Raw genomic sequence first — 26383 nt, forward strand, 5'->3', positions numbered from 1 at the left:
CTGCCCAGATGGTGAAATTGGTAGACACGCCAGCTTCAGGTGCTGGTGACCGCAAGGTCGTGGAAGTTCGAGTCTTCTTCTGGGCACCAATTCAAGCTTCAAGGTCAAGGCCTTGAACCTCACAGAAACCCGCGAAAGCGGGTTTTTGCGTTTCCGCCCCCCAGCCCTTCTCTCCCGCCAACCACGAACCGTAGGAGCTGCCGAGTGCAACGAGGCTGCGATCTTTCCCCAGACAATTGAATCGCGAGTGAAAGACCAAAAGATCGCAGTCTCCACCAGCTCCTACAGGCCTCATCACGAGCTTGCTCGCGATGGGGTCAGCCCAGCCGCCTGATCAGGCCCTGAACTGCCCCAGACTTGCCTTCAGTTGCGCCGCCAGGTTGTCCAGCACCTTGCCGCTGGCGGTGGTCTCGACCACGGCCTGGGCCGCTTTCTCAGCCTGGGCATGGATGGTTTCCACCCGCCCACGCACCGCTTGCGCGCCCTGGGCCTGATGAGCCGCCGCCTGGGTCGCCAGGCCGATGGCCGCGTGCACCTGCTCGACGGACGCCTGCACCGACTGCTGCAACCGCGCGCTGTCACGCAGCACCAACAAACCTTCGCTGGCCTGGCGCCCGGCCTGGCCGATGGCAGCCACCGCCTCGCGAGCCCCCTGCTGCAAGGCCACGATATGCGCCTGGATATCGCCCGTGGAGCTCTGGGTCTTGCTCGCCAACGCCCGCACCTCATCCGCCACCACCGCAAAGCCGCGCCCGGTGTCCCCGGCCCGCGCCGCCTCGATGGCCGCGTTCAAGGCCAGCAAGTTGGTCTGCTCGGCGATGCCGTGAATCACGGTCAGCACCACTTCAATCTGTTCGCTCTGCTGCGCCAACCGCTCGATCACTGCCGCCCCGGTATCGACCTGGCCGGCCAGGGCCTCGATCAAGCCGCTGACCTTGGCCGAAGTGCGCGTGTTTTCATCGGTGGCCTGGCGGATCTCCACCACTTGCTGCAGGGCCGCCTGCATCGCCTGGCTTTCCGATTGAGCCTCGTCCGCCATTTGCGACAGCGCACGCAGGCTCTCGGCCACTTCATCACGCTGCATCCCGGCCGCCGCATCGGCGCCGGAGTTGCGCAAGGTCATCGCACCGATTTCCACACCGGTACGCTGGGCCACATCGCCCGCCTCGCGCACGATGGGCTGCAACTTATCCACAAAGCGATTGACCGCCGAGGCCATGTCGCCGATTTCGTCCTTGCTGTTGATTTGCACGCGCTTGGTCAGGTCACCCTCGCCCGCCGCCAGGTCGTTCATGGCCGCGATCAGCAGTTTCAAGCGATTGACCACCCGACGCCCCAGCACCACGGCCAGCAACACCAGCACGCCGAAGCCCACCAGCGCCAGGCCCAGGCCGATGCGCCAGCGCAAGGTGCCCGCAGCGTCCTGCACGGTGCTGGCGGTGTTGGTCTGCATCTGCGTGGCCGTGGCTTGGGCCGACTCCAGACGACCGCGCATGGCGGCGGCACTGTCGGCCGCCGCGCCCTTGAGGCTGTCGCCGACCAATTGATCACTGCTGGCGATCAAGGCCGAGAAGCGTTGATCCAGCGCCTTCAGGTCGGTTTCAACGGACGCCGTGGAAACCCCCATCAAGACTTTGCCGATCTCGACGCCATTGGGGTTGATCGAGGCTTCGAGGTAATACACCGACGGATCGTTCTTCGCCGCGTCCAATACCTTGTCCAGCGCCCGCTCGCCCTTGCCTTTCTCCAGCAGCGCCTTGTTGATCGGGTTTTCCCGGTTCAGGTAGCGCGTCAGGTGCTCACCCGCGGCGTCGTCATAAATGACGAACAACACGTTGGGATTGCGCTGGGCCCGACGGGCGAATTCAGAGAGAGTGGGCACGTCGTTATCCCACATGGCACGCGGCGCAACGGAAGCCAGGAGCTGCGCCATATCATTGGCGGAGTCCCTCAAGTCCTTTTCCAAGGTCCCACGCAACTGCGCCTGTTCGTCCTTCAGGCGAGCCGACAAGCCGGCATTGAGCCGCTGGCGGGTATTGGCGGACAGGCTGTCCAGGCTCGACGTGACCTCTCGCCCGGCCTGCTCCAGCTCGGCGGAAAGCTTCTGGCTGTCCGCCCCCAATCGCGCGCCCAGGTCGGCTTCCAGCGCCGTGACGGTGCTCCGGGTCAGCGCAACAGCCACCAGCACCTGCACCAAAAGGGCGATACCCAGGGTAACGAACACCGGCCGTAGCAAACGGCTTTGTAACAGTGAGAGAACGGCCGACACGTGAAATCCCTCTACCAAACGCCATTAATTTGATGGCACTCAGGAAAGCGGTGCCTTAATGGAGTTGCATAGCAAGTGTCGTGCCGCCCGGCAGGCAGAAACGACAAAGGGCCCTAGCGAGGGCCCTTTGTGTTTTACATCAAAGACTTATCAGCCGAACGGATGACGCAGCACGATGGTTTCGTTGCGGTCCGGCCCCGTCGAAATAATGTCGATCGGCGCACCGACCAACTCTTCGACGCGCTTGATGTAGTTGCGCGCTGCCACAGGCAGTTCTTCCAGGGTCTTGGCGCCGACGGTCGATTCGGTCCAACCTGGCATCTGCTCATACACGGGCTCCAGGCCGATGTAGCTGTCGGCGTCGGTCGGTGCGTCGATGACAGCGCCGTCCTGGTTCTTGTAGCCCACGCAGATGTTGATGGTTTCCAGGCCGTCCAGCACGTCCAGCTTGGTCAGGCACAGGCCCGAGATGCTGTTGACGTCGATGGCGCGACGCAGGATGACGGCATCGAACCAGCCGCAACGACGGGCGCGGCCGGTGGTGGCACCGAACTCGTGGCCACGCTTGGCCAGGAAGGCACCGACGTCGTCGAACAGCTCAGTCGGGAACGGGCCCGAACCGACGCGGGTGGTGTAGGCCTTGGTGATGCCCAGGATGTAGTCCAGGTACATCGGACCGAAGCCCGAACCGGTGGCGATGCCGCCGGCAGTGGTGTTGGAGCTGGTGACGTACGGGTAGGTACCGTGGTCGATGTCCAGCAGCGAACCCTGGGCACCTTCGAACATGATGTCCTTGCCGGCGCGACGCAGCTCGTGCAGCTCGGCGGTGACGTCGAGCATCATCGGCTTGAGCAGCTCGGCGTATTCCATGCACTCGTCCAGGGTCTTCTGGAAGTCGATGGCCGGTTCTTTGTAGTAATTGACCAGGACGAAGTTGTGGTAGTCCAGCAACTCGCCCAGCTTGGCGGCGAAACGCTCACGGTGGAACAGGTCACCGATGCGCAGGCCACGACGGGCCACCTTGTCTTCGTAGGCCGGGCCGATGCCACGACCGGTGGTGCCGATCTTCAGCTCGCCACGGGCCTTTTCGCGGGCCTGGTCCAGCGCCACGTGATAGGACAGGATCAGCGGGCAGGACGGGCTGATACGCAGGCGCTCGCGCACCGGTACGCCTTTTTCTTCCAGCTTGATGATTTCCCGCAGCAAGGCATCGGGTGCAACCACCACACCGTTGCCGATCAGGCACTGGACGCCTTCGCGCAGCACGCCCGACGGAATCAGGTGCAGGACGGTTTTTTCACCGTCGATCACCAAGGTGTGACCTGCGTTGTGGCCACCCTGGTAGCGCACTACGGCGGCAGCATGTTCGGTCAGCAGATCAACGATCTTGCCTTTGCCCTCATCACCCCACTGGGTGCCCAGGACTACGACATTCTTACCCATAACACTTGTCCTCATTCGCGCAAACTTGGTGCCGGCCGCGGCCGGCGGGAAAACTCAAGAAGCCAGCGGCAATACTTGCCAAAGCCCGTTCTGCTGAATCAATTGCCGGTCGCAGTCCGCTTCACGGGCGGCGGCCAAAGGCTGCCCAGGCAAGGCCTGGACGACACGCTGACCCTCACTGCGCAACTGACAGACCGCCTGCCAGAGTGCCGCATCCGTACTGTCAGGCATCCAGATACCGCCAGACGGTAGCTCGACTTCAGCACGCCCCAGGGTCACCAGGGTTTTCAAATCGGTAGAGAAACCGGTCGCCGGACGGGCGCGACCGAAGTCGGCACCGATGTCGTCATAACGGCCGCCCTGGGCGATGGACTGGCCCACGCCCGGCACAAACACGGCGAACACGACGCCGGTGTGATAGTGATAACCGCGCAACTCGCCCAGGTCGAAATACAGCGGCAACTCGGGGAAGCGCACCGACAGACGCTCGGCAATCGCCAGCAAATCGTCCAGCGCGGCCAACACCGGCGCCGGCGCATGGGCCAGGCGTTCACGGGCAGCGGCCAATACTTCACGTCCGCCGCACAGGTCCACCAGCGCCCGCAGCATGCCCGACAGATCGGCCGGCAGGCCCTCGGTCAGGCTGATGACTTCGTCGATGGCCTTGCGTTGCAGGGCATCGAACAGCTGCTGCTCCACTTCGCCAGACAAACCGGCCGCACGGGCCAGGCCGCGATAGATGCCGACGTGCCCCAGGTCCATGTGGACATCAGGCACGTCAGCCAGTTGCAGCATGGCCAACATCAGGCTGATGACTTCCACGTCACTGCTCGGGCTGGCATCGCCATACAACTCGGCGCCCAGCTGGATTGGGCTGCGCGATGATGACAAGGCACGCGGCTGGGCATGCAGCACGCTGCCGGCGTAGCACAGGCGGCTCGGGCCTTCACGACGCAGGGTATGGGCGTCGATGCGCGCCACTTGCGGCGTGATGTCGGCACGAAAGCCCATCTGCCGGCCCGACTGCGGGTCGATCACCTTGAAGGTGCGCAAATCCAGGTCCTGGCCCGCGCCGGTGAGCAGGGATTCCAGGTACTCGATATGCGGGGTGACGACGAACTCGTAACCCCAGCTCTGGAACAGATCCAACACCTGCCGACGCGCTACTTCGATACGCGCAGCTTCCGGTGGCAGTACTTCTTCGATGCCATCTGGCAGCAGCCAGCGGTCTACCGTTGCCATTACGCCATTCCCCTATGGTCCGGGCGGCCAGCCCTCGGGCAAGCCTTGAGTGAAGCAGAAAATACTTGGCCCACGCGCAAAACACGCGCATGAGCGACGTGACGAATGGCCAGCAATCGGCCTCGCCCAGCACTTTCCTCGAAAAACCTGTCGAGTCGTTCAACCCGACGCCTGCAACCAAAACCACAATCAAACGTGCAGACGCAAAAAAGCCGGGAATTTCCCGGCTGCCGCATCATACACACGTTTTCCCAAAGGATCACCCCGCCCGACGCTTTAGCCGCCGGGCGGAGTGCTTCAAGTCAACGCCGTATCAAGGCTTGGACTTTTCCAGGTAGTGGAAGAAGTCGCTGCTTGGGTCCAGGACCATGACGTCGGATTTGTTTGCGAAGCTTTCACGGTAGGCACGCAGGCTACGGTAGAACGCGTAGAACTCCTGATCCTGACCATAAGCCTTGGAGTAGATCGCAGCGGCCTGGGCATCACCATCACCCCGGACCTCTTCCGATTCACGATAGGCTTCGGCCAGCAGCACGCGGCGTTGGCGATCGGCGTCGGCACGGATACCTTCGGCCAGCTCGTTACCCTTGGCGCGGTGCTCGCGGGCTTCACGCTCGCGCTCGGTGCTCATCCGCTCGAACACGCTGCGGTTCACTTCCTTCGGCAGGTCGATGGCCTTGACCCGGACATCGACCACTTCGATACCCAGCTCTTTTTCCGCCATCGTATTCAGCGAACGGGTGATGTCGGCCATGAGCGCATCACGCTCACCGGACACCACTTCATGCAACGTGCGCTTACCGAATTGGTCACGCAGGCCCGATTCCAGACGACGGGACAGACGCTCGTCGGCGATCTGCTTCAGGCCCGAGGTCGCGGTGTAGAAGCGCTCGGCATCCTTCACGCGCCACTTGGCATAGGCGTCCACCATCACGGCTTTCTTTTCCAGCGTCAGGAAGCGTTGCGTCGGCGCATCCAGCGTCATCAGGCGAGCGTCGAACTTGCGCACCTTGTTGACGTAGGGCACCTTCACATGCAGCCCCGGCTGGACATCAGCCTGGACCACGCGACCGAATTGCAGCAACACCGCGCGCTCGGTCTGAGCCACGATGTAGAAGCAGTTCCAGGCAGCGATCGCCACGACGACACCGACAATAAGGGCGATCAGCGATTTATTGCTCATCAGCGACTCTCCCTGGTACGTGCTTGCTGTTGTTGCAGGTCCGCCGCTGCGCGGGTGCCGGCCTCATTGCTGGCCGCCGCCGAACTGGCCGGTGGCGTGCTGGTGTTGCGACCGCTCTCGACCATCTTGTCCAGCGGCAGGTACAGCAGATTGCTCTGGCCGTTCTTGTTGCCGGTCACGAGGACCTTGCTGGTATTGCTGAAGACTTCCTGCATGGTGTCCAGGTACAGACGCTGGCGGGTCACTTCAGGGGCCTTGCGATACTCGGCCACCAGCTTGGTGAAGCGATCGGCCTCACCCTTGGCACGGGAGACCACTTCATCGCGATAACCATTGGCATCCTCGATGATGCGCTGGGCCTGGCCACGAGCTTCCGGCACGACGCCGTTGGCATAGGTTTCAGCCTGGTTGCGCGAACGCTGCTCGTCTTCACGGGCACGGATCACGTCGTCGAAGGCTTCCTGGACCTCACGCGGTGCCGCTGCGCTCTGGACGTTGACCTGGGTGACGGTGATACCGGTGCGATAGGTATCGAGGAACCGTTGCAGGCGCTCCTTGATTTCGCTGGCCATCAGCTCACGACCTTCGGTCAGCACCTGGTCCATGGCGGTGGAACCCACCACATGGCGCAAGGCACTTTCGGTCGCATGCTGCAGACTGATTTCCGGCTGGTCGACGTTCAGCACGAAGTCCTGCAGGTTGCTGATCTTGTATTGCACGGTCAGCGGCACTTCGACGATGTTCTCGTCTTCGGTCAGCATCTGGCCCTGCTTGGTGTACGCCCGCTCACGCGTGACGTTCTCCATGAACTTCTGGTCGATCGGCGGGAAATAGATATTCAGGCCCGGACCAACCGTCTCGTAGTACTTGCCGAAGCGCAGCACCACGGCTTGCTCCTGCTCGTCCACGACATAGACCGCGCTGTACAGCCAGACAGCCGCCAGCACGACGAGACCGATGCCGAGCAGGCCGAAACCGCCGCCCTTGCCCGAACGACCGCCCCCCTCGTCACCGCGTTTTTTACCACCACCGAACAAACCGTTCAGGCTTTCCTGCAGCTTTCGGAAGGCCTCGTCGAGATCCGGCGGCCCCTTGCGGTCGCCGTTGTTACGACGCTTGCCACCCCAAGGATCCTGATTATTCGAGTTGCCACCCGGCTCATTCCAAGCCATAGCGCTCTCCATCTGATAAAGCAAAGACGCACCCACGGCGCGCCGACCAATGCTACAGAATGCCTGACACCGCTTTCTCAGGCTTTTATTGCAAAGTGTGTTGCTCGATGAATTCCATCGGTTGCAGCCCTTCGCGACTGACCAGTCGGTTGAGCTCCGCCCGAGGCAGGCGAACAGCCAGCAGGCAGACACCTTCTTCGTCGTGTTCTTCTTTTTGCACAGCCCCCAGTTCGAAAAACTGCGCACGCAACCGGGCAAAACGTTGTGGCAATTTCAGGGTGCCGACAAACAGATCGCTGCCCAACAGCTCGGCCACGGCCTGCTTGAGCAGGTCCAGGCCGGTGCCATCGCGGGCCGACAGCCAGACCCGTTGCGGCTTGCCATCGGCATCGCGCTGGATCTGCGGCTCCACGCCTTCGAGCAAATCGAGTTTGTTGTATACCTCGAGGATCGGCAAGTCCTGGGCTCCGATCTCGCCCAGCACCACCATCACCTGTTCGATCTGCAGCATCCGGTCCGGCTCCGCGGCATCGATTACATGCAGCAGCAGGTCGGAGTTGCTCGACTCTTCGAGCGTAGCCCGGAAAGCCTCGACCAGTTTATGCGGCAGGTGACGGATAAAGCCCACGGTGTCGGCCAGCACGATCGGCCCGAGGTCGTCCAGGTCGAGCCGGCGCAGGGTCGGGTCGAGCGTGGCGAACAACTGGTCGGCGGCGTAGACGTCGGATTGGGTGACATTGTTGAACAGGGTCGATTTGCCGGCGTTGGTATAGCCCACCAGTGAAACCGTCGGGATATCCGCGCGCTTGCGACCACGTCGCGACTGCTCGCGCTGGCTGCGGACCTTTTCCAGCCGCCCCTTGATCTGGCGCAGGCGAACCCGCAACAGGCGGCGGTCGGTTTCCAGCTGGGTTTCCCCCGGGCCCCGCAGGCCGATACCGCCTTTCTGCCGCTCAAGGTGAGTCCAGCCGCGGACCAGCCGCGTACTCATGTGCTCAAGCTGGGCCAGTTCGACCTGGAGCTTGCCTTCATGGGTGCGGGCGCGCTGGGCGAAGATATCGAGGATCAGCCCCGTGCGGTCGATTACGCGACACTCGAAGACACGTTCGAGGTTACGTTCCTGACTGGGCGTGAGGATGTGATTGAAAATCACCAGATCGACCTGCTCGGCCTTGACCAGGTCGCGCAACTCCTCGACCTTGCCACTGCCGATCAGGAACTTGGCGGTTGGCCGGTGACGCGGCACGTTGAAAAACGCGACGGTCTCGGCGCCGGCCGAAAGTGCCAATTCCTGAAACTCCTGCGGATCTTCGCGCGCCTCAGGGTCCTGTCCATCCAAGTGAACGAGAATGGCCCGTTCACCACCACCGTGGCGCTCAAAGAACAAAGGAGGCTCCTATCAGGCGTTACCCGGTTCAGCGTCACCGCCTTCGGATTCGGTTGCGCTAGGCAGACGAATTGGACGAACTGGCACCACTGTCGAGATCGCGTGCTTGTAGACCATCTGGCTGACGGTGTTTTTCAGAAGGATGACGAACTGGTCGAAAGACTCGATCGTGCCTTGCAGTTTGATCCCGTTGACCAGATAGATGGACACCCCAACTTTCTCTTTACGTAAAGTGTTCAAGTAAGGGTCTTGTAGCGAATGCCCTTTTGACATGTGCCGCACTCCTTTAAGGATCAATAATAAAAATCGGAATCAGATGGCTTGGGCCGTCACACCCCCAAGGATAGACGGCAATTGCAAGGACTCAGCTCAATATGGAGATGGTCCCGAGGTATTTCAAGGCGCGTGGCAGATTGTCGCAATCGAGACTGTCGAGCCAATGCAGGTCAGTCCAGCTGCGCAGCCAGGTGAACTGGCGTTTCGCCAATTGGCGCGTGGCAATGATCCCACGCTCCTGCATCTCGGCTGACGTCAGCTTGCCGTCCAGGTAGTCCCAGACTTGCCGATAACCTACCGCACGTATAGACGGCAACCCGGCATGCAGGTCACTTCGCTCACGCAGGGCTACGACCTCGTCTATGAACCCCTGTTCCAACATTAATGTGAATCTTTGTTCAATTCGCCGATGCAGCACTTGCCGGTTCGCCGGAGCGATGGCCAGATTCGCGACAGTATAGGGCAATTGTTGCAGTCCCGAAGCGGCTGCTTCAGTACTTTGCGCAGATTGTCGCTGGCGCAGGGCCGTCATGCTCTGGCCGCTGACCCGATAAACCTCCAGGGCCCGACTGAGCCGCTGCGGGTCATTGGGGTGAATACGCGCCGCCGACTCCGGATCGATGACCGCCAATTGCTCGTGCAGGGCTTGCCAGCCCAGGCGCGCGGCCTCTTCTTCGATCTGCGCGCGCACCTCGGGATCGGCCGCGGGCATGTCCGCCAGCCCGTCGACCAAGGCCTTGTAGTACAGCATCGTACCGCCCACCAGCAGCGGGATCTTGCCCCGCGCGGTGATTTCGGCCATGGCCTGGAGCGCGTCACGCCGGAAATCGGCCGCCGAATACGCCTCGGCCGGGTCCAGGATGTCGATCAGGCGGTGGGGGAATTCGGCCAGCAGTTCTTTTGACGGCTTGGCGGTGCCGATATCCATGCCCCGATAGACCAGGGCCGAATCGACACTGATCAACTCGCAGGGCAGGACTTTGGTCAATTCGATGGCCAGGTCGGTCTTGCCGGCGGCGGTCGGCCCCATCAGGAAAATCGCGGGTGGCAACGGGCTCATCAACGACCGCGCAGGAACAGTTTGTCCAGGTCGTCCAGGCCCAGTTGGGTCCAGGTCGGCCGGCCATGGTTGCATTGACCGCTGCGTTCGGTGTTTTCCATGTCCCGCAGCAGACCGTTCATTTCCGGCAGGGCCAGGCGCCGATTGGCGCGGATCGCGCCGTGGCAGGCCATGGTGCCGAGCAGTTCGTTCAGGTGCGCCTGGATCCGGTCGCTGGTGCCGTACTCCATCAGGTCCGCCAGCACGTCGCTGACCAGGCGATTGGCCTCGGCCTGCTTCAACAAGGCCGGGATCTGGCGGATCGCCAGGGTTTCCGGGCCCAGGCGCTGCAATTCGAAGCCCAGGCGCTGGAACCAGGCCACATGTTCTTCGGCGCAATCGGCTTCGCGCTGGCTGACGGCCAGGGACTCGGGCACCAACAGCGGCTGGCCGCTCAGGCCTTCGCTGGCCATGGCGACTTTCAGCCGCTCGTACATGATCCGCTCATGGGCGGCGTGCATGTCCACCAGCACCAGGCCTTGGGCATTTTCCGAGAGAATGTAGATACCCTTGAGCTGCGCCAGGGCGTAGCCCAGCGGCGGAATGTCACCTTGGCCCTCGGGCATCGCCGCCGCGCCAGCTTCCGGCAAGGGCTTGAAGAATTCACGGTAGGCCGCCTGGGCTTCCGCCGCCGGCACGTTCGATTGCGGGCGCGGGGTGTATTGATACTGGTAGCCACTGCCGGCACCGTTGCCGGCCGTGTTGTAGCTCGGCTGCGGCTGGGGTTGCTCCAGCAGGGCATTGGCCGCCAGGCGCATCTCGCCCTGGGGCCCGAATTCACCGGCCTCCAGCCCCGTTGGCCGGACCATGCCAGCCACAGCCGCCGGCGCCGCCAGTTGGTCTTCCGGTCGCACATCGCCCAGGGCACGATGCAGGGTGCCATAAAGGAAATCGTGGACCATGCGCCCGTCACGGAAACGTACTTCGTGCTTGGTCGGGTGCACGTTGACGTCCACCACCGCCGGATCGACTTCGAAAAACAGCACGAAGGTCGGATGCCGGCCATTGAACAACACATCGCGATAGGCCTGGCGCACCGCGTGGGCCACCAGCTTGTCGCGCACCGCCCGGCCGTTCACGTAGAAATATTGCAAGTCCGCCTGGCTGCGGGAGAACGTTGGCAAGCCGACCCACCCCCACAGGTGCAGGCCATTGCGCTCCACCTCGATGGGCAACGCCTGTTCGAGGAAACCGGCACCGCACACCGCCCCCACGCGCCGGGCACGAGCCGCGTCGTCGTGGGCTTCGTGCAGGCTGAGAATGGTCTTGCCGTTGTGGCGCAAATGGAACGCCACGTCAAAACGCGCCAGGGCCAGGCGTTTGATGACTTCTTGCAGGTGATCGAATTCAGTCTTCTCGGCCTTGAGAAACTTGCGTCGGGCCGGAGTATTGAAGAACAGATCGCGCACTTCCACCGAGGTGCCCACCGGATGAGCCGCCGGCTGGACGCGAGAGGCCATGTCGCGGCCTTCGGTCTCGACCTGCCAGGCCTGCTCGGCGTCGCGGGTACGGGAGGTGAGGGTCAGGCGCGACACCGAACTGATGGACGCCAGCGCCTCGCCCCGGAACCCCAGGCTCATGACCCGCTCGAGGTCTTCCAGGTCGCGGATCTTGCTGGTGGCATGACGCGCCAGGGCCAGCGGCAGGTCGTCAGAGGGAATCCCGCCACCGTCATCGCGCACCCGCAGCAGCTTGACGCCGCCTTGCTCGACATCCACATCGATGCGCCTGGCCCCGGAGTCCAGACTGTTTTCCAGCAGTTCCTTGATGACCGACGCCGGACGCTCGACCACTTCACCGGCGGCGATCTGGTTCGCCAGCCGCGGGCTGAGCAGCTCGATGCGGGCGGTGTTGCCAATCACTTCGTCACTCATTGCTTGGCCGCCACTTCATTGCCCGGAATGGTCAGGGTCTGGCCAATCTTGAGCTCATCGCTCTTGAGATTGTTGGCGCTGCGCAAGGTGGCGGGCGACACCTGGTAGCGCACGGCAATCATCGCCAGGGTTTCGCCCGGGTTGACGCGGTGATCCCGCGGCCCCTGGGCGATCTTGCCGGAGTCCCGCAGCCAGGCGATGTAGGTGCCCGGCGGTGGGTTCTGCTGGAAGAACTGCCGTACGCCGCTGCTGATGGAGCGGGCCAGGGCCTGCTGATGGCTCGACGTCGACAGTTTCGAGGCTTCGTTGGCGTTGGAAATGAACCCGGTTTCCACCAGGATCGACGGGATGTCCGGCGACTTGAGCACCATGAACCCGGCCTGTTCGACGCGCTGCTTGTGCAGCGGCGTGACGCGACCGATGTTGCTCAAGACCTTCTGGCCGACGTTCAGGCTGGAGGTCAACGAGGCGGTCATCGACAAATCGAGCAAGACACCGGCGAGCATCCGGTCCTTGTCGTCGAGGCTGACGTTGCCGGCACCGCCGATCAGGTCGGAACGGTTTTCAGTGTCGGCCAGCCAACGGGCGGTCTCGGACGTCGCGCCACGGTCGGACAGGGCGAACACCGAGGCCCCGAACGCTGCCGCCGAAGGTGCGGCGTCGGCGTGAATGGAGACGAACAGGTCAGCGCCTTTCTTGCGGGCGATTTCGGTGCGTCCGCGCAAGGGAATGAAATAGTCGCCGGTGCGGGTCAGTTCGGCGCGGAAGCCTTTCATGCCGTTGACCTGGCGCTGCAATTCACGGGCGATGGACAGCACCACGTCTTTTTCACGTTGCCCGCGCGAGCCCGAGGCCCCCGGGTCTTCGCCACCGTGGCCGGCGTCGATCACGACGATGATGTCGCGCTTGCCGGCCGGGGCCGGTGGCAGTTTGAGCGCAGGCTCGGTCGGGGTCACCGGCACTGCCGGCACCGTGGCCACATTGGTTGGCGGCGGTGGCGGTGGCTCGGCATCGGCCGGGTTGTCGAACAGGTCCACCACCAGCCGGTTGCCGTACTGGGCGTTGGGGGCCAGGGTGAAGCTTTTCGGGGTCACGGCTTTTTTCAGGTCGATGACCACCCGCAGGTCGGTCGGCGTACGCTGGGCCGAGCGCATCGCGGTGATCGGCGTGTTGGCGGTAGCGACATTCAGAGGCGCCCCCAGGGTCGCGCCGTTGATGTCGATCACCAGGCGATCCGGGGCGGTCAGGGTGAATACGCTGTGCTGCACCGGCCCCGTCAGGTCGAACACCAGCCGTGTGTTGTCCGGCGCCCGCCAGAGGCGAACGCTGTTGACCTTTGTCTCGGCCACAGCATCGACGGCCAGTGCCGTAAGCAACAGTCCTACGACAGCAACCACCGCGCGAAAGCGCATACCAAACCCCATCATCAATTAGTTTTCCAATGCCAAAGCGGCACACCACGACTCACCACGGGAGCCTTGCGGCGTCAGTTTCAGCGAACGCCCGCCGTTCTGCGCGCCAATGGTAATGGTCAGGTCGGGCTTTGGCAAAAAGCCTGCACCCTTCTGGGGCCATTCGATCAGGCACAAGGCGTCATCTTCGAAATAATCGCGGATGCCGAGGAATTCCAGCTCCTCGGGATCCACCAGTCGATACAGGTCGAAATGGAAGGCGCGAATGTCGCCGATCTCATAGGGCTCGACCAGGGTGAACGTCGGGCTCTTGACTGAACCGACGTGCCCGAGGCCGCGAATGATGCCACGGGACAAGGTGGTTTTCCCCGCGCCGAGGTCGCCCTCGAGAAAAATCAGGCCGCGGCCGGCGGTGATCTGCGCGATGCGGGCGCCAAATTGTGTCATGGCTTGTTCGTCCGCCACGTACAGGGTTACTTCAGACACGGTGAATGCTCCTCCAACAACTGACGAATGGCCGGGATCAGATCGGTCGCCGCCACCCCCCGGCCCGAGCGACCGACCTGGGCACCGGCATTGGCGTGCAGCCAGACCGCCAGGCACGCGGCCTCGAAGCCGTCCATGCCCTGGGCCAGCAAGGCCCCGACCACACCGGCCAGCACATCCCCCAGACCGGCGGTGGCCATGGCCGGATGGCCTTGGCTGCAAACCGCCAGGCGACCGTCCGGGCTGGCGATCAGGCTGCCGGCGCCCTTGAGGATCACCGTGGCGCTGTATTTCTGGCTCAAGGCATGGGCCGCCGCCGGGCGATCGGCCTGCACCTGGGCGGTGGACATCTCCAACAGGCGCGCCGCCTCGCCCGGGTGCGGGGTGATGACGCACGGCTCAGGCAGACGGACATCGCCGCTGCTCAGCAGGTTCAGCGCATCGGCATCCCACACTTGCGGCAGTGGCGCGTTGGCCGCCGCCGACAACAGGCTGCGTCCCCAGGCAGCCTGGCCCAGGCCCGGCCCGACCACCAGCACGCTGGCCTGCTGGAGCAGGCCCATCAATTGGTTCGCCGAATGGGTGCCCTGCACCATCACTTCGGGTAAACGCGTCAGCGCGGCGGACACATGCTCCCTGCGAGTCGCCAGCGAAACCATGCCCGCACCGCAGCGCAGGGCGCTTTCGGCGCTCATCTGGATGGCACCGCCGAAGCCCCGGTCGCCGCCAATCAACAGCACATGACCGAACTTGCCTTTGTGGGAAGTGGCGGCGCGAGGTGTCAGACGTGGCAGATTGTGGGGCTGGAGCAGTCGGGCACTGGCCGGTGCCGCTTCAACGATATCCGGATCGGCGTGCAGGTCATTGAACACCAGCTCACCGACCCGGTCAGCCGCCTCGCCAGTGAACAGCCCCAGTTTCAAGCCAATGAAGGTCACAGTCAGGTCGGCCGCCACCGCCGTGCCCAGCACCCGGCCGGTGTCGGCGCACAACCCCGAAGGGATATCCACCGCCGCGACCGGCAGGCCGCTGACGTTGATCGTATCGATGGCCTGCACATAAGGTTCGCGCACATCGCCCTTCAGGCCCGTGCCGAGCAGCGCGTCCAGCAACACGCCGCGCAACTCGGCCTCATCCGACCACGACTCCATCGGCACACCCACCGCCACGGCCTCGGCATGGGCATTGGCGGCGTCCCCCTGCAATCGCCGGGGCTCGCCCACCGTCAGCACCCGCACCGACCAGCCGGCGCGTCGGGCCAGCGTCGCGACCAGGTAGCCATCGCCGGCATTGTTGCCATGGCCGGCCAACACGGTCAGCTCGCGGGCGTCAGGCCAGCGTCGGACGATCGCTCGCCAGGTGGCCCGGGCAGCACGCTGCATCAATTCGAAACCGGCGGTGCCTGCCGCGATCAGTTGAGCATCGAGGGCCCGGACCTGCGCGGCGCTGTACAGCGCGTCGGGAAAATCATCTTTAGTGTGCGGCATGCGTCTTCGGGCTCCGATGTCTGGCAGAATTATACGCATCTCAGCTCCGGTTTCTCTCGCCTCATGCCTGCCATTCCCACAGACCTCCCCGCCCTCGCCCAATCCATCAAGGAATGGGGCCGCGAACTGGGTTTCCAGCAGGTCGGCATCAGCGGCCTGGACCTGGCCGAGCATGAACAACACCTGCAACGCTGGCTCGAGGCCGGCTACCACGGCGAAATGGACTACATGGGCGCCCATGGCAGCAAACGCTCGCACCCCGAGGAACTGGTGCCGGGCACGCTGCGAGTGGTTTCCCTGCGCATGGACTACTTGCCGGGCGATACGCAAATGGCGCAATTGCTCGGCCAACCGGAAAAAGCCTACGTCTCGCGTTATGCGTTGGGCCGCGATTACCACAAATTGATCCGTAAACGCGTGCAGCAATTGGCGGAAAAAATTCAGGCGGTCATCGGCCCCTTTGGCTACCGCGCCTTTGTCGACAGCGCACCGGTGCTGGAAAAAGCCATCGCCGAACAGGCCGGCCTGGGTTGGATCGGTAAAAACACCCTGGTGTTGAACCGCAAGGCCGGCAGCTATTTCTTCCTGAGCGAGCTGTTTGTCGACCTGCCGCTGCCCATCGACCCACCCCACGGCACCGAGCATTGCGGAAAATGCACCGCATGCCTGGACATCTGTCCGACGAATGCCTTCGTCGGGCCCTACGTGCTCGATGCTCGCCGTTGCATTTCCTACCTGACCATCGAGCTGAAAAGCGCCATTCCTGAAGAGCTGCGGCCACTGATCGGCAATCGGGTGTTCGGCTGTGACGACTGCCAGATCGTCTGCCCGTGGAACCGCTTTGCCCGACCGTCCGGGGAAAGCGACTTCAAGCCGCGGCACAACCTGGACAATGCCGGCTTGGCCGAGCTGTTCATGTGGGACGAAGAGAAATTCCTCAGCAGCACCGAAGGCTCACCGTTGCGCCGTGCCGGTTACGAGCGCTGGCTGCGCAACCTGGCGGTGGGCCTGGGCAATGCGCCGTCAACCATTCCCGTGCTGCAAGCGCTCGAGGCGCGGCGCGACTATCCGTCGGAACTGGTGCGCGAGCACGTGGCGTGGGCGTTGCGCCAACATGCCGAGCGTCAGACCTCGTCGTTGTAGACGAACTTCGGCATTTCCCAGTGAAAGCGAATCGCCAGGAGCCGCAGCAGGAAACCGCCGAACAAGGTGATGAGGATCGCCTGCTCGTTCGGCAATTGCAGGAAGACACACAGCAGATAACACCACGCCGCGGCAAACGAGACGCTGGCGTAGAGTTCGCGACGGAAGATCAGCGGAATATCGTTGCAGAAGATGTCCCGCAGAATGCCACCGAACACCCCGGTGATCACCCCACTGACCGACGCCACCAGCATGCCATGGCCCATTTCCAGGGCCGTCATGCAGCCGATCAGGGTGAACGCCACCAGGCCCACGGCGTCGAGCACCAGGAACAGCGAGCGCAAATGGCGCATCCAGCGCGCCAGGAACACCGTCAGCATCGCCGCCGCGGTGGTCAGCACCAAGTACTCCGGGTGCTTGACCCAGGTGAGCGGGTAATGACCGAGCAACACATCGCGCACCGAGCCGCCACCCAGCGCCGTGACACAGGCGATCAGCACCACGCCAAACCAGTCCATGCCCCGCCGTCCGGCAGACAAGGCGCCGGTCATGGCTTCGGCGGTGATGGCGATCAGATAAAGCATCAGCAACATTGATGACGATCCTTGCAGGAGAACAAGCCCGTAGGAGCTGCCGAGCAAAGCGAGGCTGCGATCTTTTTCCAGCCAATTGAGCCGCAAGCGAACGCTCAGCGGATCTACATCAAAAGATCGCAGCCTTCGGCAGCTCCTACATGGGACAGGCTTCAGAACTTGATGAAATGCTTGCGGTAATGCCGCAACTCGGCGATGGACTCGCGGATGTCGTCCAGGGCCAGGTGGGTGCTGCCCTTCTGGAAACTGTCGCGCACTTCTGGCGCCCAGCGGGCGGCCAGCTCCTTGAGGGTGGAGACGTCCAGGTTGCGGTAGTGGAAGTAGCTTTCCAGGGATTTCATGTGGGTATAAAGGAAGCGACGATCCTGGCAGATGCTGTTGCCACAGATCGGCGACTTGCCCTTGGGCACCCACTGCTCCAGGAAAGCGAGGGTCTGGGCCTCGGCCTCGGCCATGCTGATCTTGCTCTCGCGCACCCGCTGGGTCAGGCCCGAGCCGCCGTGCTGGCGCGTGTTCCACTCGTCCATGCCGGCCAGGACTTCGTCGCTATGGTGGATCGCGATCACCGGGCCTTCGGCCAGGGTGTTGAGGTCGCTGTCGGTGACGATGGTGGCCATTTCGATGATGACGTCGGTATCAGGGTTCAGACCGGTCATTTCCAGGTCGATCCAGATCAGGTTCTGCGGGTTTTGCATAGGGAAGCTCCTCGGCGTAGCCACGCAGTTTAGCTTAGGCAGGCCCTTGGGCGTGCTAAACTCGCCGCCGTTTTACCCTATTCGCTGCATTTCTTCATACGGAACACCCATGGCCAAACGCCAACTCAATCGTCGTCAGAACTGGCGCATCGAAAAGATCCAGGGCGAGCGCGCCGCCCGCGCCGCCAAACGCGAATCCAGTGCTGTCGAAGCCCTGGAGGGTGGCGACCTGGGCCCTGAACAGACCGGCCTGGTGATCGCCCACTTCGGCGTGCAGGTCGAGGTCGAGGCCCAGGAAGGCGAACTGGCCGGCCAGGTGTTCCGCTGTCACTTGCGCGCCAACCTGCCGGCGCTGGTGACCGGCGACCAGGTGGTCTGGCGGGCCGGCAACCAAGGCATCGGCGTGATCGTCGCGCAGTTGCCGCGCCACACCGAGCTGTGCCGGCCGGACAGCCGAGGCCAGCTCAAGCCCGTGGCCGCCAACGTCGACATGATCGTCATCGTGTTCGCCCCATTGCCCGAGCCCCACGCCAACCTGATCGACCGTTACCTGGTGGCCGCCGAACACGCCGGCATCCGTCCGTTGTTGCTGCTCAACAAGTTCGACCTGATCGACGAACACAACGCCCCGGCGCTGAACGCCCTGTTGTCGGTCTATCGGGATCTGGGTTACCCGGTGCTGGAAGTCTCGGCCCATCACGGCAACGGCATGGAGCAGTTGCAACAGCAGCTGGACGGGCGCATCAGTGTGTTCGTCGGCCAGTCTGGCGTGGGCAAGTCTTCCCTGGTCAACAGCCTGCTGCCGGAAGTCGGGACGCGCGTCGGGCCGTTGTCCGAGCTGTCCGGCCAGGGCACCCACACCACCACCACCGCGCGGCTGTTCCACTTCCCTGGCGGCGGTGAATTGATCGACTCACCGGGTATCCGTGAATTCGGCCTGGGCCACGTCAGCCGGGCCGATGTCGAAGCCGGGTTCATCGAGTTCAACGAACTGATCGGTACCTGCCGCTTCCGCGACTGCAAGCACGACCGCGAACCCGGTTGCGCCCTGCTCAAGGCCCTGGAAGAAGGTCGCGTGCATCAGCAACGGATGAACAGCTACCGCTCGATCATCGCCAGCCTGCCGGAAAGCGGTTACTGAGCTGAAAGAAAGGGAAGCCGGACACAACTGTGGCGAGGGGATTTATCCCCGCTGGGGCGCGAAGCGCCCCCCTCCCTTTCATATCCCTGAATAAAAAGATAGGCATAGGGGGGCTGCTGCGCAGCCCAACGGGGATAAATCCCCTCGCCACAGGTCCATCGACAAACCTTCAGATCACTGCGCCGGCGCTCCGGGAGGCTTGGGCGCGGCGTCGTCGAACAGGTTCAGCCGCTCGCGCAGTTCATGGGCCGGCACGGGTTGCTGGTCTGCCGGCAACGCATTCGGATCGGCCGCCGCGCCAGGCGTGGTGGTCGGAGCAGGCACTTCACCCGGCGCCCCCTCGCCCGGGACCGGATCGGGTGCCGGATCGTCGGTTTGCGAGCCCTCGATGGCTTTTTGCGCCTTCTTGGTCAAAACCACGATATCGATACGCCGGTTGACCGGATTGAACGGGTCCTTGCGGTCGAACAGCGCCGAAGACGCATAACCGACCACCCGCGCCACCTGCTCGTCCGGATAGCTGCCGGCCACCAGGGCCCGACGGGCCGCGTTGGCGCGGTTGGCGGACAGTTCCCAGTTACCGTAGTCACCCTTGCCGATGTAGGGTTTGGCATCGGTATGACCACTGATACTGATCTTGTTCGGCACCGCCTTGATCGTGTCGGCCATGGCCAGCAGGATGTCCTCGAAATACGGCTTCAGGCGCGCGCTGCCGGAGTCGAACATCGGCCGGTTCTCGGCGTCCATGATCTGGATGCGCAACCCGTTCGGGGTGATTTCGAACAGGATCTGGTCCTTGAATTTCTGCAGTTGCGGGTTCTCTTCGACCTTGTTCTGCAATTCCTGCAACAGCAGCTCCAGGCGCTCGCGCTCGACCTGTTCGGCCATGCCTTCGACCTGCTCGGAGTCCACCGTCACCTTGTCGGGCTGGGGCTGGGACTTGACCTCGGGGTTGAGGGTATTTTCCGGCGCCAGGGTCGGCGAGCCGCCCAGGTCGATGATGTAGGGCGTACCGCTTTCGGAAAAGCCGACCGGGTCCTTGAAGTAACCGGCGATGGCGATCTTCTGCTCCGGGGTTGCCGTGGACAACAGCCACAGCACCAGGAAGAACGCCATCATCGCCGTGGCGAAGTCGGCGAAGGCGATTTTCCAGGCGCCCCCGTGATGCCCAGCGGCTATGCGCTTGACGCGCTTGATGATGATCGGCTGGTTATTTTCCATAACTTAGCGACCGCGAACCGCTTGTTCCAGCTCGGCGAAGCTTGGACGGTGCGCCGGGTACAGGACCTTGCGCCCGAACTCCACCGCCAACGATGGCGGCATGCCCGAGGCCGAAGCCACCAGGGAAGCCTTGATGGCCTCGTAGACGTTGAGTTCTTCCTTGGCGTCATGGGCCAGGGAGGTGGCCAGCGGCCCGAAGAAACCATACGCCGCCAAGATACCGAAGAAGGTACCCACCAGGGCCGCACCCACGTGCAGGCCGATGGACTTCTGGTCACCGTCGCCCAGGGAAGCCATGGTCACCACGATCCCCAGTACCGCCGCGACGATACCGAAGCCAGGCATCGCGTCGGCGATCCCGGTGACCGCGTGGGAGGGATGCTCCAGATCTTCCTTGAGGCTGTACAGCTCCATGTCGAACAGGCCTTCAAGCTCGTGGGGGGCCATGTTGCCGGAGGACATGATGCGCAGGTAATCACAGATGAACGCCGTCATGCGGGCGTCCTTGAGCACAGCCGGGTACTTGGCGAAAATCGGGCTGGCGGCGGCGTCTTCGATATCGCCCTCGATGGCCATCATGCCTTCGCGGCGGCTCTTGTTGAGGATCTCGTAGACCAGGCCAAGCACCTCCAGATAGAAGGTATGGCTGAAACGCGAACCGAACATGCTCAGGGATTTCTTGAGCACGTGCATGGTCATATAGCCAGGGTTGGCCTGCAGGAATGCACCGAGGGCCGCACCACCGATGATCATGACCTCGAAAGGTTGGATCAGGGCGGCAATCTTGCCATGGGAGAGCACGTATCCGCCGAGCACGCTCGCGAACACGACAATGATGCCGATAATTTTAGCCATAGATAGAAAGTACTTATTTAAGTCGGGTTCAAGGTCATATTCGGAAGCTGAAAAATCTCTTCTTCTACTTATCGGCGAAACTGCGCCAGACTATAGGCTGTTCTGGCGAAAAGCCAATTTGCCCCGTTCCGGGCGTAGAGAATTCATACGATGATCACGTCCAGCCATGACTAACGAAACCAAGGTTCCAACGCCCCGACCGACCACCCTCGAAGGTTGGGTGAAGCTGCTCAAAGGCGTGCATCTGCCGGTTCCCCAGGCCAGCCACGACCTCGTCTGCAAGGCCCTCGCCGACAGCCGCCGCTCATTGCGCGACATTGCCGACCTGATGCAGGGCAGCCCAGCCCTGGCCCTGAGCGTCATCCGCGAAGCCAACCATCACACCCATGGCAGTCTTGCAGAACCTGCGGAAAACCTCGAAGTGGCCATCAACCGCCTCGGCCTCAAGCGTACCGAAGAGCTGCTCGCACGCCTGCCGTCGTTGCCGGAGCATGAAATACCCATCGCCTTGCGCCAGTTGCAATTGATCAGCCAGCACGCCACGCAACAGGCCAATGGTTTTTTTGCCAGCCGCCTGGCGCGGCTGTGGCAAGACATACACTGGGGCAGCCTGTTATTCCTGTCACCGCTCTGGCCCTTGGCCCTGACCCATCCACGATTGCTCGGGGAATGGGAATTGCGGGTCCTCCATAAAGGCGAGCCCGCGCCCAAGGTGGAGCGCGAACTGTTCGGCGTCAGCCTGCTGGAAATCTGCCTGGGGCTGGTGGAAACCTGGCGCTTGCCCATCTGGGTGGCGCAAGGTTATCGCCTGCTGCTCAATGAACGCCGCGAGCTGGTGAAAGTCCTGCGCATCGCCCGGGACAGCGAACACCCCCTGCGCCAGCAGAATCGCCTGGACGACGACCCGATCCTGCGACGCTGGCTCAACCAGCCGGCCAACACCGTATTGCTGGCCAACGGCCTGGCACTTGCCGCACAACAGGCCTGGGACAGCCCCGCGCTCACCCGCTGGCAGTACCTCACCAGTTTGTATCTGCAGATGTCGATGGATGAGGTCCAGCAGCAACTGCACCAACAAGCGGTCAATAGCGCCCATCATCACGCCATGCCGGACCTCTGGCACCCGGCCGTGGCGCTGCTCTGGCCCTCGGGCAGCCGCCGCATCCACCCTGGCTTGCTGCCCGCCGCCCCGCCCAGCGCCCAAGACCTGAGCCAGTGGCGCAAGCAATGCTCCGCCATGCTGGTGGAGCCGAGCCCCTTCCGCAACGCCATGCACCTGACCACCTCGGCACGGGACGTCTTGGTGGCCTGTGGCATGCGCCGGGTGATGATCCTGATGGCCGACCGCAGCCAGGCCAGCGTGCGCGTACACCAGACCGCCGGCCTGCCCAAGGAAGCTGCGGCCATGAGCTTTACCATCAGCCAGAGCAAAATATTGCAACGGTTGCTGGCCCAGCAGGCCCAGGTTCGCCTGAACCCGGACAACAATGCGCAGTTTTCGGCGCTACTGCCGCCGGGCCTGCGCAGCCTGTTCCGGGGTGAACACCTGCTGTTGCGCTCACTGACCTGCAATGGCCGGGTGATCATGCTGGTGGCGGTGGACCAGGGCGGCGGGCCGTTCTCGGATATCACCGTGCAAGCCTTCGGCAAAACCGTGCAATGCATCGAAAGGGCGCTGCATACCTTTACCAACCGCGGTCGCTGAACTTGCTACAATCCTTTCCCTTTGCGCCCCTGGAGACCTCACATGCCTGACTTCTCTGGCTTGCCGCTGGTGATCGAGCCGAGCGAACTGCTGCCGCGCCTCGACGCCCGCGAACTGATTCTGGTGGACCTGACCAGCGCCGCGCGCTACAGCACCGGGCACATCCCCGGCGCACGTTTCGTCGACCCCAAGCGCACCCAGCTCGGCCAACCGCCGGCACCGGGCCTGCTGCCGGCCAAGGCCGACCTGGAAACCCTGTTCGGCGAGCTTGGGCATAACCCGGACGCGGTCTACGTGGTCTACGACGACGAAGGCGGCGGCTGGGCCGGGCGCTTTATCTGGCTGCTGGACGTGATCGGTCACTCGAACTATCACTACCTCGACGGCGGCCTGCTGTCCTGGCTGGACGGAGGCCTGCCGGTGTCCGTCGATGTTCCGGCACCGGTTGCCGGCCCGGTGCCCCTGACGTTGCACGAGGCCCCCACCGCCACCCGCGAATACCTGCAAAGCCGCCTCGGTGCCGCCGACCTGGCCATCTGGGATGCACGCGGCCCGCTGGAATACTCCGGCGAGAAAGTCGTCGCAGCCCGGGGCGGACATATTCCAGGGGCGGTCAATTTCGAATGGACCGCCGGCATGGACCCGGCGCGCAACCTGCGCATTCGCAAGGATATGCCGCAGATCCTCGAACGATTGGGCATCACGCCCGACAAAGAAATCATCACCCACTGCCAGACTCACCACCGCTCTGGCTTCACCTATCTGGTGGCCAAGGCGCTCGGTTATCCACGAGTCAAAGGCTATGCCGGTTCCTGGGGCGAATGGGGCAACCACCCCGACACGCCCATCGAGCTTTGAAGGTTCTTAAGGACAGTTAATGAAAAACCGTTTGTTCATCCTCACTCAATACCTGTTGCCCCACCACCTGTTGTCGCGGTTGGCCGGCTGCATTGCCGAATGCCGCGTGCGTTGGTTCAAGAATGCCTTCACCGCGTGGTTCGCCAAGCGCTACCAAGTGGACATGTCCCAGGCCCTGGTGGAAGACCTGACTGCGTATGAGCACTTCAACGCCTTCTTCACCCGCGCCCTGAAAGACGGCGCACGGCCGCTGGACGAAACCCCGGGCGCGATCCTCAGCCCCGCCGACGGTGCCGTCAGCCAGCTCGGCCCGATCGAGCACGGCCGGGTGTTCCAGGCCAAGGGCCACAGCTTCAGCGTGCTGGAACTGCTGGGCGGCGACGCGGCCAACGCCGCGCCGTTCATGGGCGGCGATTTCGCCACCATTTACCTGTCCCCCAAGGACTACCACCGCGTGCACATGCCATTGGCCGGCACCCTGCGGGAGATGGTCTACATTCCCGGGAGGATTTTCTCGGTCAACCAGACCACCGCCGAAAACGTTCCGGAGCTCTTCGCCCGCAACGAGCGCGTGGCGTGCATCTTCGACACCGAGCGCGGGCCGATGGCCGTGGTGCTGGTGGGTGCGATGATCGTGGCCTCCATCGAAACCGTCTGGGCCGGGCTGGTGACGCCACCCAAGCGCGAGCTGAAAACCTTCCGTTACGACGAAGCCGCCCGCGCGCCGATCCATCTGGAAAAAGGCGCCGAACTGGGGCGCTTCAAACTGGGTTCGACCGCCATCGTGCTGTTCGGTCCAGGCCAGGTGAAATGGGCCGAAGACCTGGTGGCCGGCTCACCAGTACAGATGGGCCAGGGCCTGGCGCTGCCAAAGGCTGAGTAAAAGATCACATGTGGGAGCGAGCTTGCTCGCGATGGCGATGTAACAGTCACCTCGATGGCGACTGTCCTGGCGTCATCGCGAGCAAGCTCGCTCCAGCAGGGCATCCAGCATAGATAGCGCACCTCCTTCGGCTACAACTGCTAGAGTTGGAAACATCACGTTTATTTCCCGCCGGAGCCCGCACACGGCATGAATGAGACCAGCCCTCTCCAGTTATTGCGCGCCCTGACCCCGACACAATCACGCCTGTCGTTCTGCGAGGCTACGCCACGGGACCTCAAGCGCTGGATCGCCAACCTGCCGAAGGCCAACATCGGCGAAACGGCCCGTCTGTTGTACCAGGCCCTTGGGGAACTCAACCAGCTGCTCACGCCCAGCGACAATCGCCTGCAACTGCTCGAACTGCTGCGACCCGAGGTGTATTACGTCTGCAAGCACCTGGAGCGGCACTTCCTGCAACAAGCCATCGTGCTGGATGATCGCTCGCGCAAGATCGTCAACCTGTGCCAGGCCCTGCAAACCCAACTGGCGATGGGCTACAAACAGATCGTGGCGCGTATCGCGTCGAAATACACCAAGGACCGGGCCCGCCTGCTGAGCACCGCGCTGCAACGGGCGATGCATGCCCTCAACGGCCCGCTGCTGCGTGCCAGCCAGCTGTACAGCCCAGTGCCAGAGGGGTTGTGGCTCGACTTGCATCAGTTGTACCGGATTGCCTGCCTGCACCGCTTGCAACACCTGAGCGTGAGTGACGAGCTGGCCAGCCAGGTTCATCAATTGAACGCCGAGCAGACCTATGTCGTCGCCCTGCTGCTGGGCGCGTCACGCAGCAATCAATTGCGCCAGGGCCAGATCGGGCGACTGACCGAGGTGCTCGAATCCTGGAGCCAGTGGGTCAAGCTGGACCCTGCCAGCGCTGCCAGCAGCCTGTTCGCAGTCGCTCCAGAACTGGATGTCGGGCCACGCTACCGCGCCAAGTTCCGGGCCGAACAGCAGCCAACCTTGCAGGGCTTCGATCCCCAGCCACTGGTGCGTGCGATCGCCATTCACCTAGAACAACCTGCCGATAATACGTTGCCAGTCCCTGGTGGCATGAGCGTCGACACTTTGCATCACCTTCAAGCCGCCTGGGGCGAAGCGGCTGAACGCAGCTTCCAGCGCACCGAGGGCAACGGCACGCTGACCCTGTGCGTGGGCATGAGTGCACTGCACTACTACCTGGGCGGCGAGCGCTCGTTCAACGAGATCCTGAAAAGCCCCGCCACCCGCAAGGCCCGCTTCGAAGCCTCGCCGAGCAAGACAAACGACACCTGGAAGCAAGCGTTCGACGCCGCCCCCGCCGGCGACAGCGACCTGCTGCCCTATGAAGAAATCGAGTACCCGCTCAACCCGGCCGATGACGATGGCAACAGCTCCGACAACCAGCATCACTTCCCCACCTACGACCTGCCGATCATCAACCACAGCCCTGGCGGCTATTGCCTCGGTTGGCCCAAGGAGGTGCCGGAACAACTGCAAGCCGGGGAAATGATCGGCATCCGCGACAGCAGCGACCAAGCCTGGAGCGTCGCCGTGGTGCGCTGGATCCGCCAAGTGCGCAACGGCGCCATGCAAATGGGCATCGAACTGGTCGCACCCCATGCCCAGCCTTGCGGGCTGCAACTGGTCCGGGAAGAAAATGAGCACGGTCACTACCTGCGCGGGCTGTTGCTGCCCGAGATCAGCGCCATTGACCTGCCCCCGACCATGATCGCCCCCCGCCTGCCCTTCCAGGAAGGCCAGCGGGTGTTGATCAACACCAACGGCCAGGAACGCCGCGCCGGCCTGGACCGCCGGGTGACCAGCACCCACAGCTTCAACCAGTTTTCCTATCACCCGGAGGACTCGGGAGCCACCGAGGAGAGCGGCGACCAGGAAGGGAATTTTGACTCGTTGTGGAAATCGCTTTGAACCGCCAAC

The 26383-nt window shown here is 63.2% G+C and carries 22 protein-coding genes and 1 tRNA gene; 7 read left to right on the forward strand and 16 right to left on the reverse strand.

Translation table 11 applies throughout. The features are described 5' to 3' along the window. Positions 1-2 precede the first annotated feature (2 nt). Positions 3-89 (forward strand) — tRNA-Leu (locus BM317_RS27640). A gap of 245 nt (positions 90-334) precedes the next feature. On the opposite strand, the gene BM317_RS27645 is transcribed toward BM317_RS27640, so the two are convergent. The 12 genes from BM317_RS27645 to BM317_RS27700 all read right to left on the reverse strand — a co-directional run bounded on the left by BM317_RS27645 (position 335) and on the right by BM317_RS27700 (position 15330). Then, positions 335-2269 carry a methyl-accepting chemotaxis protein gene (locus BM317_RS27645; RefSeq protein ID WP_092176196.1) on the reverse strand — a complete coding sequence of 645 codons (1935 nt, stop codon included), beginning with the start codon at positions 2267-2269 and terminating at the stop codon, positions 335-337. Between the two features lie 150 nt (positions 2270-2419). Further along, the gene (locus BM317_RS27650) at positions 2420-3712 is read right to left on the reverse strand and encodes an adenylosuccinate synthase (RefSeq protein WP_039592540.1); all 1293 of its coding nucleotides are present in this window, start codon (positions 3710-3712) and stop codon (positions 2420-2422) included. 54 nt (positions 3713-3766) lie between these two features. After that, entirely contained in the window at positions 3767-4954 is a 1188-nt protein-coding gene (locus tag BM317_RS27655) for an ATP phosphoribosyltransferase regulatory subunit (RefSeq protein WP_046065549.1), read from the reverse strand. 313 nt (positions 4955-5267) lie between these two features. Next, positions 5268-6137, reverse strand: a complete 870-nt coding sequence (gene hflC / locus BM317_RS27660; protein ID WP_060739420.1) for a protease modulator HflC — start codon at positions 6135-6137, stop codon at positions 5268-5270. After that, on the reverse strand, positions 6137-7309 hold the full coding sequence (gene hflK / locus BM317_RS27665) for an FtsH protease activity modulator HflK (protein WP_092476987.1): 1173 nt from the start codon (positions 7307-7309) through the stop codon (positions 6137-6139). The genes hflC and hflK overlap by 1 nt, the downstream gene beginning before the upstream one ends. Before the next feature lie 85 nt (positions 7310-7394). Continuing rightward, positions 7395-8696 carry a ribosome rescue GTPase HflX gene (gene hflX / locus BM317_RS27670; protein ID WP_092176183.1) on the reverse strand — a complete coding sequence of 434 codons (1302 nt, stop codon included), beginning with the start codon at positions 8694-8696 and terminating at the stop codon, positions 7395-7397. Positions 8697-8708: 12 nt separating this feature from the next. Further along, on the reverse strand, positions 8709-8969 hold the full coding sequence (hfq, locus tag BM317_RS27675; protein ID WP_003186419.1) for an RNA chaperone Hfq: 261 nt from the start codon (positions 8967-8969) through the stop codon (positions 8709-8711). 91 nt (positions 8970-9060) lie between these two features. Further along, entirely contained in the window at positions 9061-10032 is a 972-nt protein-coding gene (gene miaA, locus BM317_RS27680; protein ID WP_060739423.1) for a tRNA (adenosine(37)-N6)-dimethylallyltransferase MiaA, read from the reverse strand. Then, positions 10032-11945: a DNA mismatch repair endonuclease MutL gene (mutL, locus tag BM317_RS27685; RefSeq protein ID WP_092176174.1), complete on the reverse strand. Its 1914-nt coding sequence runs from the start codon at positions 11943-11945 to the stop codon at positions 10032-10034. Before mutL ends, miaA begins: the two co-directional genes overlap by 1 nt. After that, positions 11942-13372 (reverse strand): N-acetylmuramoyl-L-alanine amidase, encoded by a 1431-nt coding sequence (locus BM317_RS27690; protein WP_092176170.1) that lies wholly within the window; start codon positions 13370-13372, stop codon positions 11942-11944. Before BM317_RS27690 ends, mutL begins: the two co-directional genes overlap by 4 nt. Positions 13373-13375: 3 nt before the next feature. Beyond that, the gene (tsaE, locus tag BM317_RS27695) at positions 13376-13843 is read right to left on the reverse strand and encodes a tRNA (adenosine(37)-N6)-threonylcarbamoyltransferase complex ATPase subunit type 1 TsaE (protein ID WP_092176165.1); all 468 of its coding nucleotides are present in this window, start codon (positions 13841-13843) and stop codon (positions 13376-13378) included. Further along, positions 13831-15330, reverse strand: a complete 1500-nt coding sequence (locus tag BM317_RS27700; protein ID WP_092476989.1) for an NAD(P)H-hydrate dehydratase — start codon at positions 15328-15330, stop codon at positions 13831-13833. Before BM317_RS27700 ends, tsaE begins: the two co-directional genes overlap by 13 nt. Positions 15331-15393: 63 nt before the next feature. On the opposite strand from BM317_RS27700, the gene queG reads away from it, so the two are divergent. Further along, the gene (queG, locus tag BM317_RS27705) at positions 15394-16473 is read left to right on the forward strand and encodes a tRNA epoxyqueuosine(34) reductase QueG (protein WP_060739427.1); all 1080 of its coding nucleotides are present in this window, start codon (positions 15394-15396) and stop codon (positions 16471-16473) included. Here the strand turns inward: queG and BM317_RS27710 are convergent. Continuing rightward, positions 16455-17066: a trimeric intracellular cation channel family protein gene (locus BM317_RS27710; RefSeq protein ID WP_030140169.1), complete on the reverse strand. Its 612-nt coding sequence runs from the start codon at positions 17064-17066 to the stop codon at positions 16455-16457. The genes queG and BM317_RS27710 overlap by 19 nt on opposite strands. Before the next feature lie 152 nt (positions 17067-17218). Then, positions 17219-17761 (reverse strand): oligoribonuclease, encoded by a 543-nt coding sequence (gene orn / locus BM317_RS27715; protein WP_092176158.1) that lies wholly within the window; start codon positions 17759-17761, stop codon positions 17219-17221. 109 nt (positions 17762-17870) lie between these two features. Here orn and rsgA point away from each other — a divergent pair, with 109 nt between their 5' ends. Next, the gene (gene rsgA, locus BM317_RS27720; RefSeq protein ID WP_092476990.1) at positions 17871-18902 is read left to right on the forward strand and encodes a small ribosomal subunit biogenesis GTPase RsgA; all 1032 of its coding nucleotides are present in this window, start codon (positions 17871-17873) and stop codon (positions 18900-18902) included. A 174-nt stretch (positions 18903-19076) separates the two neighbouring features. On the opposite strand, the gene motB is transcribed toward rsgA, so the two are convergent. Together motB and motA are read right to left on the reverse strand one after the other, a co-directional pair. Beyond that, positions 19077-20123 carry a flagellar motor protein MotB gene (gene motB / locus BM317_RS27725; RefSeq protein WP_092176155.1) on the reverse strand — a complete coding sequence of 349 codons (1047 nt, stop codon included), beginning with the start codon at positions 20121-20123 and terminating at the stop codon, positions 19077-19079. 3 nt (positions 20124-20126) lie between these two features. Continuing rightward, positions 20127-20978, reverse strand: coding sequence for a flagellar motor stator protein MotA (gene motA, locus BM317_RS27730; protein ID WP_092176152.1), 852 nt, complete (start codon positions 20976-20978; stop codon positions 20127-20129). 166 nt (positions 20979-21144) lie between these two features. Here motA and BM317_RS27735 point away from each other — a divergent pair, with 166 nt between their 5' ends. From BM317_RS27735 to BM317_RS27750, 4 genes are all read left to right on the forward strand, one after another. Beyond that, positions 21145-22683: an HDOD domain-containing protein gene (locus BM317_RS27735; protein WP_092476992.1), complete on the forward strand. Its 1539-nt coding sequence runs from the start codon at positions 21145-21147 to the stop codon at positions 22681-22683. Between the two features lie 42 nt (positions 22684-22725). Further along, positions 22726-23541 (forward strand): rhodanese-like domain-containing protein, encoded by an 816-nt coding sequence (locus BM317_RS27740; protein WP_092176144.1) that lies wholly within the window; start codon positions 22726-22728, stop codon positions 23539-23541. 19 nt (positions 23542-23560) lie between these two features. After that, positions 23561-24424: an archaetidylserine decarboxylase gene (asd, locus tag BM317_RS27745; protein ID WP_072407110.1), complete on the forward strand. Its 864-nt coding sequence runs from the start codon at positions 23561-23563 to the stop codon at positions 24422-24424. Between the two features lie 189 nt (positions 24425-24613). Beyond that, positions 24614-26374, forward strand: coding sequence for a molecular chaperone (locus tag BM317_RS27750; protein WP_092476994.1), 1761 nt, complete (start codon positions 24614-24616; stop codon positions 26372-26374). Positions 26375-26383 lie beyond the last annotated feature (9 nt).

It is taken from the genome of Pseudomonas sp. NFACC24-1 (assembly GCF_900115235.1).
In the GTDB taxonomy this organism is placed as follows: domain Bacteria; phylum Pseudomonadota; class Gammaproteobacteria; order Pseudomonadales; family Pseudomonadaceae; genus Aquipseudomonas; species Aquipseudomonas fluorescens_AA.